The 14321-nt window shown below is 68.9% G+C and carries 13 protein-coding genes; 1 reads left to right on the top strand and 12 read right to left on the bottom strand.

Annotated features, from left to right (window positions below; translation table 11 throughout):
* The first annotated feature begins 17 nt into the window (after window positions 1-17).
* On the top strand, window positions 18-827 hold the full coding sequence (locus KBI44_03835; protein ID MBP9143592.1) for a hypothetical protein: 810 nt from the start codon (window positions 18-20) through the stop codon (window positions 825-827).
* Here KBI44_03835 and KBI44_03830 read toward each other — a convergent pair.
* The 12 genes from KBI44_03830 to KBI44_03775 all read right to left on the bottom strand — a co-directional run bounded on the left by KBI44_03830 (window position 824) and on the right by KBI44_03775 (window position 14198).
* Entirely contained in the window at window positions 824-1186 is a 363-nt protein-coding gene (locus tag KBI44_03830) for a hypothetical protein (GenBank protein MBP9143591.1), read from the bottom strand. The genes KBI44_03835 and KBI44_03830 overlap by 4 nt on opposite strands.
* Complete coding sequence (mce, locus tag KBI44_03825) at window positions 1183-1587, bottom strand: methylmalonyl-CoA epimerase (protein ID MBP9143590.1); 405 nt, start codon at window positions 1585-1587, stop codon at window positions 1183-1185. Before mce ends, KBI44_03830 begins: the two co-directional genes overlap by 4 nt.
* Window positions 1584-2684: a methylmalonyl Co-A mutase-associated GTPase MeaB gene (gene meaB, locus KBI44_03820; GenBank protein MBP9143589.1), complete on the bottom strand. Its 1101-nt coding sequence runs from the start codon at window positions 2682-2684 to the stop codon at window positions 1584-1586. Before meaB ends, mce begins: the two co-directional genes overlap by 4 nt.
* Window positions 2681-3826 (bottom strand): acyl-CoA dehydrogenase family protein, encoded by a 1146-nt coding sequence (locus tag KBI44_03815; GenBank protein MBP9143588.1) that lies wholly within the window; start codon window positions 3824-3826, stop codon window positions 2681-2683. The genes meaB and KBI44_03815 overlap by 4 nt, the downstream gene beginning before the upstream one ends.
* Window positions 3827-3852: 26 nt before the next feature.
* A complete protein-coding gene (locus KBI44_03810; GenBank protein ID MBP9143587.1) occupies window positions 3853-6297 on the bottom strand; it encodes a SpoIID/LytB domain-containing protein in 2445 nt (814 codons plus the stop codon).
* Window positions 6294-7256: a hypothetical protein gene (locus KBI44_03805; GenBank protein MBP9143586.1), complete on the bottom strand. Its 963-nt coding sequence runs from the start codon at window positions 7254-7256 to the stop codon at window positions 6294-6296. Before KBI44_03805 ends, KBI44_03810 begins: the two co-directional genes overlap by 4 nt.
* Window positions 7253-8041 carry an ATP-binding protein gene (locus tag KBI44_03800; protein MBP9143585.1) on the bottom strand — a complete coding sequence of 263 codons (789 nt, stop codon included), beginning with the start codon at window positions 8039-8041 and terminating at the stop codon, window positions 7253-7255. Before KBI44_03800 ends, KBI44_03805 begins: the two co-directional genes overlap by 4 nt.
* Before the next feature lie 96 nt (window positions 8042-8137).
* Window positions 8138-8482 carry a MerR family transcriptional regulator gene (locus KBI44_03795; protein ID MBP9143584.1) on the bottom strand — a complete coding sequence of 115 codons (345 nt, stop codon included), beginning with the start codon at window positions 8480-8482 and terminating at the stop codon, window positions 8138-8140.
* Window positions 8483-8576: 94 nt separating this feature from the next.
* Window positions 8577-10496, bottom strand: a complete 1920-nt coding sequence (dnaK, locus tag KBI44_03790; GenBank protein ID MBP9143583.1) for a molecular chaperone DnaK — start codon at window positions 10494-10496, stop codon at window positions 8577-8579.
* Window positions 10497-10637: 141 nt separating this feature from the next.
* The gene (locus KBI44_03785) at window positions 10638-11984 is read right to left on the bottom strand and encodes a DUF4388 domain-containing protein (protein ID MBP9143582.1); all 1347 of its coding nucleotides are present in this window, start codon (window positions 11982-11984) and stop codon (window positions 10638-10640) included.
* A gap of 11 nt (window positions 11985-11995) precedes the next feature.
* On the bottom strand, window positions 11996-13774 hold the full coding sequence (locus KBI44_03780; GenBank protein ID MBP9143581.1) for a tetratricopeptide repeat protein: 1779 nt from the start codon (window positions 13772-13774) through the stop codon (window positions 11996-11998).
* Window positions 13755-14198, bottom strand: coding sequence for a DUF1844 domain-containing protein (locus KBI44_03775; protein ID MBP9143580.1), 444 nt, complete (start codon window positions 14196-14198; stop codon window positions 13755-13757). The genes KBI44_03780 and KBI44_03775 overlap by 20 nt, the downstream gene beginning before the upstream one ends.
* Window positions 14199-14321 lie beyond the last annotated feature (123 nt).

Here is a 14321-nt window from a genome sequence, read left to right as displayed (position 1 = left end):
TCAAGGAAAGGACGCGCATGCGAAGACTGCTCCCCCCACGCCGGCCGGCAGGCAGTCTCCTGCTCCGGCTCGCGCTGCTCGCCGTTCTGGGGCTTCTTTCGGCTGGAACTCTCGCCGCCTATACCGTCCACCTCAAGGACGGCTCGACCATCATCACCAAGAAGAAGTACGTCGTGAAAGGGGACAAGGCGATCCTCCAGTTGCCCTCCGGCACCGAGACGGTGTTGCCGTTCGCGGAGATCGACTTCGTCAAGACCGAGGCCGCCAACCGGACCGACCTGGGCAATGCGATCGTGATCGAGAACGGCAAGGCGACCGGCCTCGAGAAGAACACCGCGCCGCCGCCCGGAAAGTCGACGCTCAAGGACCTCCTCGAGCAGCGCGCCGCCGCCCAGGGATCGCAGGACGCCGGCGCCGTGGCTCTCGACGCCACGCCCGGCAGTCGCGCGGCCGAGCGCGAGCCGCGCAACAACGCCGGCCAGGCGCCACTGCGTGACGAGCCGCTGTCCACCGAGATCCGCACATTCATCTTCGGACGAGGCATCACCAGCCTCGAAGTCCAGCAGGGCGAGACGGCACGCAATCCGCGTCTGGTTTTCCAGACCTCCTCGGAAACTCAGGTCTTCAATGCTCTCCGGGCGAGCGCCGGCGCGATGATCGGTGCGCGCGAGAAGTTCCCCGGCCGGGTGGATGGCTTCGAAGTGATCTGCGACGGGCCTGCCGGCGGCCGCGGCGGCCGTTTCCAGCTGACGCCTGCGCAGGCTGCGGAGATCATCTCGGGGCGCGTCGACCTGCCGACCTACTTCGTCCAGAACGTCGTGTTCTAGAACGGACGGGCGGATCCGGAGGGGTCCGAAGGATCGCCGGATTCCGCCCCCGTCAAGGCCACGAAGCTCTCGACGCCCTCGCCAACCCGGCGTTCGAAGCGGCGGCGGTAGCTCTCCACCTCCCCGACCTCCTCGTCGAGGAAGATCCTCTCGACCCGGAAGAGCGGCACGAACATCGTCGCCAGACCGAGACCCCCGGGTTCGCGGCGGGCGAGCTCGGTCACCCACTCCTCGAAGCTGTCGAGGCTGATGCCGCGGAACGTCACTCCCACGGTCTCCAGCCGGTCGAGCGCCCCCCAGAACTTTTCCGTCGGATTCACCAGATGCACGAGCACGAGGGCGCCGCGCCGGATGGTCACGCGTGCTCCCCTTGCGAGAGCTCGACCAGAACACCGCCGGCGCTCTTCGGGTGGACGAACTGCACCCAGCAGCCGCCGGCACCCTGAGTCGGCTCCGGCCGGAGGAGGAGCACTCCGGCGTCGCGCAGCATCCGGTCGTCGCGCTGGAGGTCGTCCGAGGCAAAGCAGAGGTGGTGGATGCCGGGGCCGCGCTTTTCGAGGAAGCGGGCGATCGCCGAGTCGGGCGAAGTCGCTTCGAGGAGCTCGATCTTCGACTCGCCGCAGCGAATCATGGCGACGCGCACGCCCTCCTGCGGAACCTCCTCGATCGCCTCCACCACGAGGCCCATCGCCTCGTAGAAGACGCGCGCCGCGGCGATCGAGACCACCGCGATGCCGATGTGGTCGATACGCTGGATCATTCACTCCCCCCGAAGTCCGAACGCGCCGCTTCGGCCTTGAGCACTCCCGAGAAGAGCTCCGCCGAAAGCGCATAGGGATCGATACGCAGAGCGTGGCCGCGTTCGATGGCGAGTTCGAAGCCGGCATGCTGGCGAGCGGCAGCGAGCACGCGCTCCTTGAGGATCGTCGCCACCCGGAGCTTCAGCTGGCCGCGCCGGCGCGTCGCAAGCTCCCCCGACTCCGCGAGATGGGAACGGTGGCGCTCGATGGCGGCGAGGAGGGGGGCGATGCCTTCGCCGCGGCTCGCGACGGTGCGCAGGATCGGCGGCATCCAGTATCTTGCTGGCTGCGCCTCGGCTGCGTCGTCTTCATCGCCCTCCTGCAGCCCATGGTGACCATGCGGGTCGGCGTCGTGGAAGCCGCGGTGCCCGGCATGTCCGTGATGCCCCAGCGAGAGCATCATCTCGAGGTCGTGCGCGACCCGGTCGGCACCGTCGCGGTCGGCCTTGTTGAGCACGAAGATGTCGGCGATCTCGAGGATCCCCGCCTTGATCGCCTGGATGTCGTCACCCAGTCCGGGCACCGCGACGACCAGGACCGTATCCACGCTCGACACCACGTCGATCTCGTCCTGGCCCACCCCGACTGTCTCGATGATCACCCAGTCGAACCCTGCGGCGTCGAGAAGATCGGCGGCATCGCGCGTCGCCCGCGCCAGGCCTCCCATGGCGCCGCGCGTCGCCATCGAGCGGATGAAGACTCCCGGGTCGGTCGCCAGACCCTGCATGCGGATCCGGTCGCCGAGCAGCGCCCCGCCGGTGAACGGCGAGGTCGGATCGACACAGAGGATGCCGACCGTCTCGCCGCGCCGCCGGCACTCCTGCGCCAGGCGATCGACGAGAGTGCTCTTGCCGGCGCCCGGCGGGCCGGTGATACCGACTACCCGGGCCCTTCCGGTCGCCGCGTAGACCCGTCCGAGGAGCTCCGCCTGCCCGCGACCTCCACGCTCGACGATCGAGATCGCCCGCGCGACGGCGCGCGTCTCGCGCCGACCCAGCCGGGCGAGAAGATCCTCGAGACCCTCGGCCGAGAGGTCCCGGAACGGCTCCCGGCTCATGCCTGAAGGAGCTCGCGGGCGATCACCAGCCGCTGCACTTCGCTGGTGCCTTCGCCGATCGTGCAGATCTTGGCGTCGCGGTAGTACTTCTCGGCGCGGTAGTCCTTGATGAAGCCGTAGCCACCGTGAATCTGAACGCCGCGCTCGCTGCAGAAGACGGCCGCCTCGCCGGTCATCAGCTTGGCCTCGGAAGCCTTGAGAGTCACTTTGCCGGTGTTGTCCATCTCGGTAGCGGCGGCGAACGTCAGCGCTTCGGCGGCAGCGATGCGCGTCGCCATCTCGGCGAGCGCGAAGCGGATCGCCTGAAACTCGGCGATCGGCTGGCCGAACTGTTCACGCTGCTTGGAATAGGCAAGCGCCGTTTCGTAGGCGCCGATCGCCGTTCCCAGGCCGAGCGCCGCGATCGAGATGCGGCCGCCGTCGAGTACCGCGAGCGCCTGGCGAAATCCCTCGCCCGGCTTTCCGAGGAGATGGGAGTCGGGGACGAAGCACTCTTCGAGCACGAGCTCCGCGGTGTCGGAAGCGCGAATGCCGAGCTTGTTCTCCTTCTTGCCGGCGCGGAAGCCTGGCATCCCCTTCTCGAGGACGAAAGCCGAGACGTTGCGCCCCTTGCGTCCCTCGGGGTCGGAGATCGCCAGCACCACCGCGATCTCGCCCACCGTGCCATGGGTGCAGAACGCCTTCGAGCCATTCAGGATCCAGCCGCCGTCCACTTTGCGGGCCGACGTGCGGAGACCCGCCGCGTCGGAGCCCGAGCCGGGTTCGGTCAGGGCCCAGGCGGCGATCTTCTGACCGGTAGCGAGCGGCTTGACCCAGCGCTCCCGCTGCTCGGGGCTGCCGAACTTGTAGATGTGGTTGGTGCCGAGCGAGTTGTGGGCGGCGATGCTGATGCCGACCGACGGATCGACTTTGGAGAGCTCGGTCACGACCAGGACGTACTCGAGGTAGCCGAGGCCGGCGCCGCCGTACTCCTCCGGGAAGATGATGCCGAGAAAGCCCAGGTCGGCGGCCCTGCGCATCACCTCGATCGGGAAGCGTTGCGCTTCGTCGATCTCGTCGACGATCGGATCGACCTCGGCAAGGGCGAATTTTCGCGCCATGTCACGAATGGCGCGCTGTTCTTCGGTGAGGGCAAAGTCCATTTCGGCTCCTGAGCTGCCCTGCGATGCTACCGCGCCGCTTCCGGAGCGGCAATCGGCGGCGGGTCGAGCGGAACGAGCGGATGGTCCGAAACGACCGAAACGACCGCAACGACCGGAACGATGCGCGGCTGCGCGGCGAGCGCCGGCGCCGCGTAGGCGATCTTCTGCAACATCGCGCCGCCATAGTAGTGGCCGAGGATGGCGCGATAGTCATGGCCCCGCCGCGCCATGCCGTAAGAGCCGACCTGGCAGAGACCGACGCCGTGGCCCCAGCCGCGCCCCGAAAACTGCCAACCCGGCACCCCCTTCTCCGGCGTGAGCCGCCGTGCGGTGAACAGAGTGTCGGGCACGTCGAGCGTCCAGCGCACGGCGAGACCCTCGACCTCGACCGTCTCCGCATCCCTGCCCATGAGCCGGATCTTGCCGACGCGCCCGGAGACGCCGCGCAGCAGCACGTCGAAGCTGCGGAACTCGAAGCCGGGCAGACGGCTCGCCACCGACGCCCTGAGGTCGCTGTCGCTGCGGAAGCGCGTCCAGCTCGAGAGGTTGTGGGTGCGGTCGAAGCTCGTGCCGCGCGCATCCACCTCTTGTTCCACGGCGACGAGCCCGCCGCCGACGAGATAGAGGTGCAGGGTGTCGCCGGCCTCCAGCACCAGGTCGCCCGGCCGCATCGCTCCTGCCTCGGTGCGGAACGTCGCGAGATCGGCAGGGATCGCCAGATGGAGCTCGGCGCCGTTGTCGCGTGCCACCAGCTCGCCGCGTCCGACGACGCCGCTGCTTTCGGCCACTTTCGAGAAGCTCGCCTCGCGCCGTTCGACGAGGCGCAGGAAAAGTGCGAGATGCACGAGCAGCTCCTCCGCCTCGCGCGGCGTCACCACCGCCCTCGCCGACGTGGCATCCGCAGCTGGCGGTGCGGCGAGCAACCCGCTCTTGACCAGATAGGCGGCGAGACGCCGGTCCTCGGCGTTCCAGCCGGGCGGCGGGTTCGCGACCAGATAGCCGAGCTCCTCGGCACGCACGAAGAGGCGCGCGTCGGCCGCGAGATCGAACATCGAGCCCAGAAACCGCTGCACCTCGCGCCGGTCGAGCGCCGCGAGCCGATCCACCGGCGTCGCGAGGCCAGCGGCGTCGGCCAGCCGCACGAGACCCCGTTCGAGCTCCGGCGCACTCGCGAGCTCGGCCGGCAGCCCCGGCAGCACGCGCTCGAGAATCACCCGCGGCAACGCCAGCGACGGCCCGCCCCGAGAGGTCGAGCGCAACCTCACCTCGCCGGCTTCGATGCACGGCACGCCGCGCAGGTAAGGGGCGCGCTTGAGCGGGAAGATGACTTCGACGTTCTCGGTATGGCCGCCGCAGGTCGCACTGTAGAGCGCATCGATGGGCTGTCCAGCGTAGGCGAGGATCTCGCCCGCAGTCTCCCGGATCGCACGGTCGGAAAGCGGGTGCTCGTCGTCCATGCCACCGTACACCTGGCAACGCGGCGTGCCGCAGAGGTCGTAGCCCTCGTCGGCGAACTCTCCGAGGTTGCGCAGCGTATAGCTGCGGGCCGCGATCGACTGGGCCTTGAGCGCTTCGAGCTCCGGGTAGGCGCCGGGGCCGAGCTCCCGCGGCACGACACCGCGCAGGTACTGCTCGATCGGCAGCTCGTTCACCAGGTTCAGGCGCCCGCGGTCGTTCAAGTAGACCTCCAGCCGCCCGCGATAGCGCCGGCCTTCCCAGCGCACACCGGAGTCCGAGGGCGCCTCGAGGACGAAACGGCGGCCCTCGACGCGGTAGCTCTTGCCCCGATGGGCGAGCTCGAGCGCCGCCTCGGCCAACTCCCCCCCTTCGGAGACGATCCATGACCGGTCCACCCCGAAGCGCACCAGACGGCGGCCCGCCTCTTCCGCCGCCGCCCGGTCGGCATAGCGGCCGAGGCGCACGCGGTAGATTCCGGCCTGGGCATCGAAGCGCGCGTCGGCGGGCTCGGCGGCGAGCTTTCCGAGGCGGCGGGCGAGCTCTTTCGCCTGCAGCTCGTCCTTGAGCGCGGCGATCTGCACGCGGAAAAAGGAGCCGCCGACGCTGGTCGCCGCGGGGCGAATCCGCATCGGCGAGGCGACGTCGAGCCGGTTGCCGCCGACATCCACCGAGAGCTCGCCCTCGCAGCAGGGCAGCGTCAGGGTTTCGAGGTCGGTCGCCAGGCCGATCCGCACCCAACCGGAGAGCGGCCGGGTCAGCGCGGCGGTCGGTTTCGCAGGCGCGGGAGCCGGCGCGGGAGCGGCGGGTTCTGGCAGGGGCGGCACCGGGACGGCCGAGTCACTGGCCGCCTCCGCTCCGGCCGCCGCTGCGCCAACGGCGTCGTTCGCTGCCGGCGCGACCGGGGGAAGCTCGGCTCGCTTGCCGGCGCGCGCGCAGGAGCCGCCTGCGAGGAGCGCCACCATCGCGGCGAGCAGGGCAAGTCCGACGGCGCCCGGGCGCAGTTGCCGTTTCACGCGCCGGTTCGCGGTGCGGCCGACTCCATCCGCATCTCGGAGCGCACCAGGGCGACGATCGCCGCCGTCATTACGAGCGTCAACCCGACGCTCGTAATGAACTCGACGAGGCCGAGCACGGCGGCCAGCACGTTCTGCAACAGTTCGAGTCGAGCGAGCGCCAGATTGAGGATGAGCCCCAGGCCACCGAAGAAGGTGGTGACGGCAATCGAACCGACGATGAGCAGGAGGTAGAGCAGCAGGAGCCCGCCCAGCCGGTTGCCGGTGATGGCGAAGGCTCGACGGGTCGCGCGCCAGACGGTGGCCCCTTCTTCGACCGCGCAGATCTGCGCCACCATCATGGCGAGCAGAAGCACCGCCGCGACGAAGCCGAGCGGCAGTGCGAGGCCGCAGCCGACGGCGCAGCCGACCGCCGAGAACGTGCCCTCCGAGAGCCACGCTCCGAGCAGGAACGGCAGGGCCAAGGCGAACAGCAGCAGGGTCAGGAAGATCAGAAAGAGATTGTTGATCCAGAAGATGCGCATACCGTGGCGGCTCGCCCAGCCGACGAAACCGGCCCAGGAGAAGGTCCGGAAGACGGCCGCAGGAGCGCTCCGGGCGAGCGGCGCCTGGGCCTCTCCCGCCAGCAGAACCGCGAGCGTCCCGGCCTGGAACCAGCAGTAGAGGATGAACACCAGCGTGCCGACGACCAGCATGAGCAGCAATCCGATGCCGAGCATGGGCGCGAGCCGGGTGAGGTCGATCGCTGCGAAGGCCTTGGCGAGAGCGTCGGGGTCCCCCGCCGAGACGAGCTGGAGCGGAATGCCGAGCCGGGCGAAGAGCAGCAGGAACGGCACGACGATCGACGCCGCGAGAAGCAGCCCGGCCGCGAGCTGGACGACGATCAGCTCGCGATTCGCGCGCACGTTGACGAACCCGCGGGCCAGCGCGTCGAGCGCCGGGAGTCGCGTCGGTGTCACGCGCGACCCGCTTCGGCGCGACCCGGTTTCGCACCCGGCGCCCGGCGATAGTCATCCGCGTCGAGCGCGATCACCTCGGCCATCTCGAAGAGGCGCGACAGCAGGGGCGCGGTCAATCGCTCCTCGAGCAGATCCCGGCTGCCCAGGTTCGAATTCTGGGCGAGCTGGAGGCGAAAATTGCTGGTGAAGATCGTTGGCAGCCGGTGGGTATAGCGATGGTTGAGGACGAGATAGAGGGTGTCCTTCACGAACGGCGTCGGATTCTGCGCGCCCAGCTCGTCGATCACGAGGAGCTCCGCATTCATCACGGGATCGAGGACATCGTGCTTGGACTCCGGCGAGGAGGGGTCGAAGGTGGACTGGATCTGGCTGATCAGCGACGAGAAGTCGACGAAGCGTCCGCGCACGCTGTACTTGCGGATCAGGGCCCCGAGGATCGCCGCCGCCAGATGGGTCTTTCCCGTTCCCGGCGGCCCGACCAGCAGAAGTCCGGTCTGCCGGAAGGTCCCGTCGGCGTTCAGGAATTCGTGGACATACCGGGTGCAGCGCTCTTTCGCCTCGTGCAGCGGCAGGACCGTCGATGTCGAGTGGCCGGTCAGCTTGAACCCCCCGAGAGTGCAGTCCTTGTAGCGCGGCGGAATGCCGGAGGTCTCGAGCAACCGGGGAATGAGCATCTCTTTGCGGCAGGGGCAGGGGCGAGCCGTGCCGGCGCCACCATCGGCGGCGACCAGCCATCCTCTCCCCTCACATTGCGGACAGTCGGGTTTCGCTATCGGATCCGCCACCCGGAGATCGTAACAGCGTGGCGGCCCCGCGCTCCATCTCCCGCCGGGCACACCACGGTGCGGGTCCGCTGCAGCACGCGGGGGGCGATGGAGCCGCTACCGCCGCACCAGGGCGCGAGGCGCGGCGGGGACGAGGGCCCGGGCACGGTCGATCTCGGGTGGCCGCGAGCGGAGCTCGCGACGCAGCTCGGCGGCGACCCGGGACATCTCGGCTTCGAGCGTGGTCAGCTGGTCGCGGAGGTTGAGGATGACCTCGACCCCGGCGAGATTCACGCCGAGGTCGCGGGTGAGGGTGAGAATCGCCTCCAGACGCTCGATCGCCCGCTGGTCATAGAGCCGGGTGTTGCCGGCGCTCCGTGCGGGCACGATCAGCCCTTCGCGCTCGTAGAGCCTCAAGGTCTGAGGGTGAATTCCGTACTGCTCGGCGACCACCGAGATCATGACGTAGCGCGGCGAGTCGGAAGGCTTCTTGCGCGGCATCGCGAAGACTCCACGGGCCGGAGCGGGCGCGAGCCCGCCCCGGCCCGAACCGGCTTCAGTTGGACTTCGTTTCGGCGTCGACCACTTCGGCATCGATCACGTCTTCGTTGCCCGCGCCGGCACCGCCCGGCGCCCCGGCGGCGCCGCCGGCCGCCCCTTCCGCCCCGCCGGGCGTTCCGGCGTTCTTGTACATCGCTTCCGCCAGCTTGTGCGACGCCTGGGTGAGCCGCTGCTCGGCCGCTTCGATCACCGTGCCGTCCTCGCTCTCCATGGCCTTCTTCGCCTCCGCGAGGGCCGACTCGAGCTCGCCCAACTCACCGGCCGAGAGCTTCTCCTTGTGCTCTGCGAGGTTCTTCTCCGTCGAGTAGATGAGGCCGTCGATCCGGTTCCTCGCCTCGACCGCCTTGCGGCGCTGCTTGTCCTCGCCGGCGTGGGCCTCGGCGTCGTAGACCATCTTCTTGATCTCGTCCTCCGCCAGGCCGGACGAGGCCGTGATGGTGATCTTCTGCTCCTTGCCGGTGCCGCGATCCTTGGCCGAGACGTTGACGATGCCGTTGGCGTCGATGTCGAAGGTGACCTCGACCTGCGGCACGCCGCGCGGCGCCGGCGGGATGCCGACCAGATTGAAGCGCCCCAGCGTCCGGTTGCCGGCCGCCATCTCGCGCTCGCCCTGCAGAACGTGCACCTCGACCTGGGTCTGACTGTCCGACGCCGTCGAGAAGACTTCGCTCTTCCTGGTCGGAATCGTCGTGTTGCGCTCGATCAGCCGGGTGAAGACCCCGCCCAGCGTCTCGATGCCGAGCGAAAGCGGCGTGACGTCGAGCAGCAGCATGTCCTTGACGTCGCCTCGCAGCACGCCGCCCTGGACGGCCGCGCCGACCGCGACCACTTCGTCCGGATTGACGCCCTTCGAGGGTTCCCGCCCGAAGACCTCCTTGACCAGCGCCTGGATCGCGGGCATGCGGGTCTGGCCGCCGACCAGCACGACCTCATGGATGTCACCGATGTCGAGGCCCGAGTCCTTGAGGGCCTGCCGGCAGGGGCCGGCCGAACGTCGGATGATCGCCTCGACCAGTTGTTCGAGCTTGGCGCGGGTCAGCTTGAGGTTGAGATGCTTCGGGCCGTTCTGGTCGGCGGTGATGAACGGCAGGTTGACCTCGGTCTCCATCGCCGAAGAGAGCTCGATCTTCGCCTTCTCCGCCGCCTCACGCAGGCGCTGCATCGCCATCGGATCCTTGCCGAGGTCGATCCCCTCCTGCTTCTTGAACTCCTCGAGCAGCCACTCGATGACCCGCTGGTCGATGTTGTCGCCGCCCAGGTGGGTGTCACCGTTGGTGGCCTTCACTTCGACCACGCCGTCGCCGACCTCGAGGATCGAGATGTCGAAGGTGCCGCCGCCGAAGTCGTAGACCGCGATGGTCTGGTCCTTCTTCTTGTCGAGGCCGTAGGCGAGCGCAGCCGCCGTCGGCTCGTTGACCAGGCGCTTGACGTCGAGGCCGGCGATCTTGCCGGCGTCCTTCGTGGCCTGGCGCTGCGCGTCGTTGAAGTAGGCCGGCACGGTGATCACCGCCTCGGTGACCTTCTCGCCGAGGTAGTCCTCGGCCGCCTGCTTGAGCTTGCCGAGGATCATCGCCGAGATCTCCGGCGGCGAAAAGAGCTTGCCGTCGATCGAAACCCGGCAATCGCCGTTTTCGGCGCTTTCCACCTTGTACGGGACCATCTTCAGCTCTTCGCCGACCTCGTTGAAGTGCCGGCCCATGAATCGCTTGATCGAGAAGACAGTGTTGCGCGGATTGGTCACCGACTGCCGCTTGGCGACCTGGCCAACCAGGCGCTCGCCGCTCTTGGTGAAGCCGACCACCGACGGCGTGGTGCGACTGCCCTCGGCGTTGGCGAGGACCTTGGCCTCGCCACCCTCCATGATGGCGACCACGCTGTTCGTGGTGCCAAGGTCGATTCCGATGATCTTGCTCATGTAACTCCTCCCTGTCGTCCGTCGATTCTAAATCTAAGTCGCAGGGAGTCAACCCTGCTTCTACCATTGTTGACAATCTGGCGCTTAGATTTATTCCCGACTCTCGTTCCGATGCGGAACGAAGAGAGGCCGAAGGTGGAATCAGTCGAGCAGGACGAGCGGAATCCCCTCTTCCTCCCGCAAGCCGCGGAAGAACTCGGGATCGACTGCGAAATCGCCCGAGATGGTCTCGGTCACGATCCTCGGGCTCTCGCCGGAGGCCCCGGCGCGCGGCCGGAGGGTGTAGGAGATCGCATCCACCTCGTAGCCCAGGCCGTCGCCGAAGGAACCCGTCAGGGCCCGCCGCGGCAGGAGCCGTCGCTCGACGAGCTCCTCGAGCCGGGGAGGGTACTCGCCTTCCAGGAGGAAGTAAGTGCGCGCCGCGCGATCGATCCGCAGCGCCTGGGAGACCCTCACCTGGCGTTCGAAGGCGAGGCGCTCACCGCGCAGCCAGGGAAAGGAGAAGAGCAGGTGGACGGAGTAGGCCGTCGCCAGGAAGAGGAGAGCTGCCAGGCCACCCGCACAGGCGACCCCAAGGAGACGGCCGACCCGCGCTCCGCTGGAGGAGCTGGCGGACTCGACCGGCAGCTCGATCTTCTCGATGGCAGCGGCCCGTCGGCGCGGCGGCAGCGGCGCCGGTGCCGGTGCCGGCTCCTCCGGCTCCGGTTCGACCCCGGGCTGCCCTCCCGGAGGGGTCGCCGAGCGGGGCCGGACGAGTCCGGCCTGGAGGAGGCGGAAGAGGCTATAGAGCGTCTTGTACTCGCCCAGGCCGCTGGATTGCGCGACCTCGGCGGCGGTCGCCCGGCCGTCCAGGAGGCCGAGCACCCTCTCGTCGTCGGCGCTGATCCAGACCTCATCCGGAGAGGTCCCCGGGAGGTCGCCATCGCGACCGAGGAGGCGAAGAGCGCGAGCGGAAGGAAGGCGCTCGTAGGCGACGAAGCCGTGCGGCAGGGTACCGGAGAGAGTTCCCTCACCCAACAGGTCGCCGATCGACCGCATGAGCAGCTCTTCGATCGAGATCGGCTGAACGCCCTCTTCGAACGAGACCTCTTCACCGGAATAGAACTTGAACTCGCCTTCGCGCCAACGCAGGACCTGCAACAGCAAGCGGTACGTCTGGTGGCGCAGGGCTCCGAGCAGCTGCTGCCGCGACAGGATCGACTGATCGACGAGGTAGTCGGCCAGCCGCTGTCCGGACACTTTGTGACCCTCCGAGACGCGCGCGAAATCCTCCGGGCGGACGAGGCCCTGACTGGCCAGCACCTCCCCCAGGCCCTCCTCGAAATTCTGGTTGAGCGCGTCGGCGGCGACGATCTCGCCGCGCAGGAACGAGACGGCCAGGATGTCGTGCTCCCCCTGGACGGTCAGAATGCCGGTCTTTTGCTGCTGTGCGATCAGCTGCAGGATGTCCGGCAGCCGGAAGACCTGGAGGTCACCTTCGAGCGCCATGGCGGGACCCGCTACTCTCTCTCTCCGAGCTCGCTGCGCAAGCGGAACCCGACGTAGAGCAGGAGTCCCAGGGCGAAGAGCGCCCAAGGCAGCGCAGCCGCGAGGCTGCTGCCGAGCGGCAGCACGACACCGAGCGACAGGAGGAGCGGCAGCATCGCCACCAGCGAGAAGACGAGGACGCTCAGCCCGACCTTGCCGCCTTCCCCCAGCTCCGCCTGCGAGAGCGCCGGAAAGAAGGCGCGCAGCCAGCGCGAAAACGGATCCGAGCGCCAGGCCAGCCAGGAACTGGGTTGGCCGAACCCTCTCTTGCGACGCACGAAGTAGAGCGCCACACCCAGGGCAGCAGCGAGGCCGGCGCCCGCCAGGGAGGCCCAGCCGGCGTCCCGGCGAGAGGCCGTGGAGCCACCCGCCGGGGCATCTGCCCAGGCGTCGACGAGCAGCCGACGGATTTCGTCCCGGCGCGCCAGGCCCCCGTTGAACGCCAGCACGCGGTCGGGATTCGGCGTCCGCACCCAGCGGTCCACGAGCTCCGCATCGATCTCCTTGGCCTGGGCGAGCGCCTTGCGCGACTCCTCGAACTGGTAGGTCTCGGAGTACGAGAGCGACAGGTCGTAGAACGCCCCGGCTGCCGGCGGGACCAGGCTCGCCGCACGCAGGAAGTACTCGTTGGCGATCGCGAAGTCCGCCTTGCGGAAGTGGTAGGCGCCGAGATTGAGCAGCACCGAGACGTTCTGCGGCTCGAGCTCCAGCACCTTGCGGTAGATCACCCGGGCTTCGTCCCACTGGCCGAGGGTCCGATTCACGTCCGCGACCAGTTCGAGGACCGCCGGTTCGCCGCCGATCGCTGCCCGCAGGACCTGCAGATCGGCGAACAGGCCGCCGTAGAGCCGTCCTTCGGAGAGATTGGCGAGGGCCCGCATCGGCGGAGAGAGCGCGACGGCGATGCGTTGCTGCTCGATGGCCGCGATCCACGGCACGCATCCGGCGAGGAGCCAGACAACCACAGTCGCCCACCGTTCACTGGGACTCTCGTAGCCCCAGAGCAGTGCCGACCAGTAGAGCAACAGCCAGAGCGGCCCCCCCGGCAGCGCGAGCGGCCAGAGCAGCGCGAGCCCCACGCACAGCACGGCGCTTGCCGGGGCCATCTTGCGCAGCAGGGTCCGATGCAGGTCAGCGACCACCGCGCTGCCTTTCGTCGCCACCTGGACGAGCACGAAGAGCGCCGCGGCGAGGAGCAGGACGGCGAGTAGCCAGAAGGTGAGGTTGGCGAGAAAGAGGCCGCGTTCCGTCGAGCTCAGCAGGCGGACGAAACCGGCGGCCGTCTGCCTGGCCGCAGTCAGGTAGGAGCCCTGCTCCTCGGCCAGCGCAGCCCGGGCGAAGGCGATCTCGGGGCGCTTCGGATCGAGCCTCTCCGCCGCCGCGAGCGCCCACTGCGCGCGGTCGAACCGGCCCTCCCGGCCCGATTGCAGACCCAGCGCCGCGGCGCCGAGCGAAAAATCCACCAGCCGCGTCATACCGACCTGCCGGGCGCTGGCGTCGAGCGCGCGCAGGGCTTCGTCGGCCTTTGCCGGATTGTCCTGGTAGAAGCTGCCGACCCACTGGAGCCAGGACTCCTGCAGTCGATGCAGCGCATGCTGGGTGCCACGGGTAAGCTCGAAACCGGCCGTCGGGCCGGCGCCCTGGCCCGCAACCGGCGGCGCGATCGCGGCGAGCGACAGGAGAATTCCGAGGAGGTACCCGTGCCGGCGACGGAGTGACCGCCCGCCGACCTCAGCCGCGCTTCTGGACATAGCGCATCCGCAGTTGATAGAGCAGATCCTCGAGCACTGCCAGCTCGTCGGCTGTGAGGTTGCCGGCCGTGCGTTGGCGCAGCACGTCGAGCATGTCGATGTGGAGCCGCGCCATTTCCAGGTTCTCCACCGACTGGCCGTCGGGCAGCGCCGCGTCGCCGAGGTAGAAAGGCACCGGCTGGGCCAGCAACTCGACGAGGTCGAGGAAGCCCGGACCGAGCCCGGCGGGACTGCCCGGGAGCTCGAGGCGAGCGCCAGAGGCCGCGGGCTCGGACGGCGACTCGAGCGCGACGGTGGGCTCCGGCGTCTCCGGACCGAGCGGAACGGGCGGCTCGGGTGGAACGGGCGTCGGGGCTGTTGCCTCCGACGAGGTCTCGTCCTGCGCGGCGTAGTCCTCCCGCACTCGCCCGTCGGGAGTGAACATGCGCCGATCTGTGACCTTGATGTCGCCCACGGGCAGTGATTTCTTTTCGACTATGCTAGCAAGCGCGCTTTCGCATCGGCAACCGGCAGCTCTTCTGCGGGGACGCTCGGCGGCGGCGCCCCT

The organism is Thermoanaerobaculia bacterium, from assembly GCA_018057705.1.
Taxonomy (GTDB): Bacteria; Acidobacteriota; Thermoanaerobaculia; order Multivoradales; family JAGPDF01; genus JAGPDF01.
This window is presented reverse-complemented; position numbering and strand designations above follow the sequence as displayed.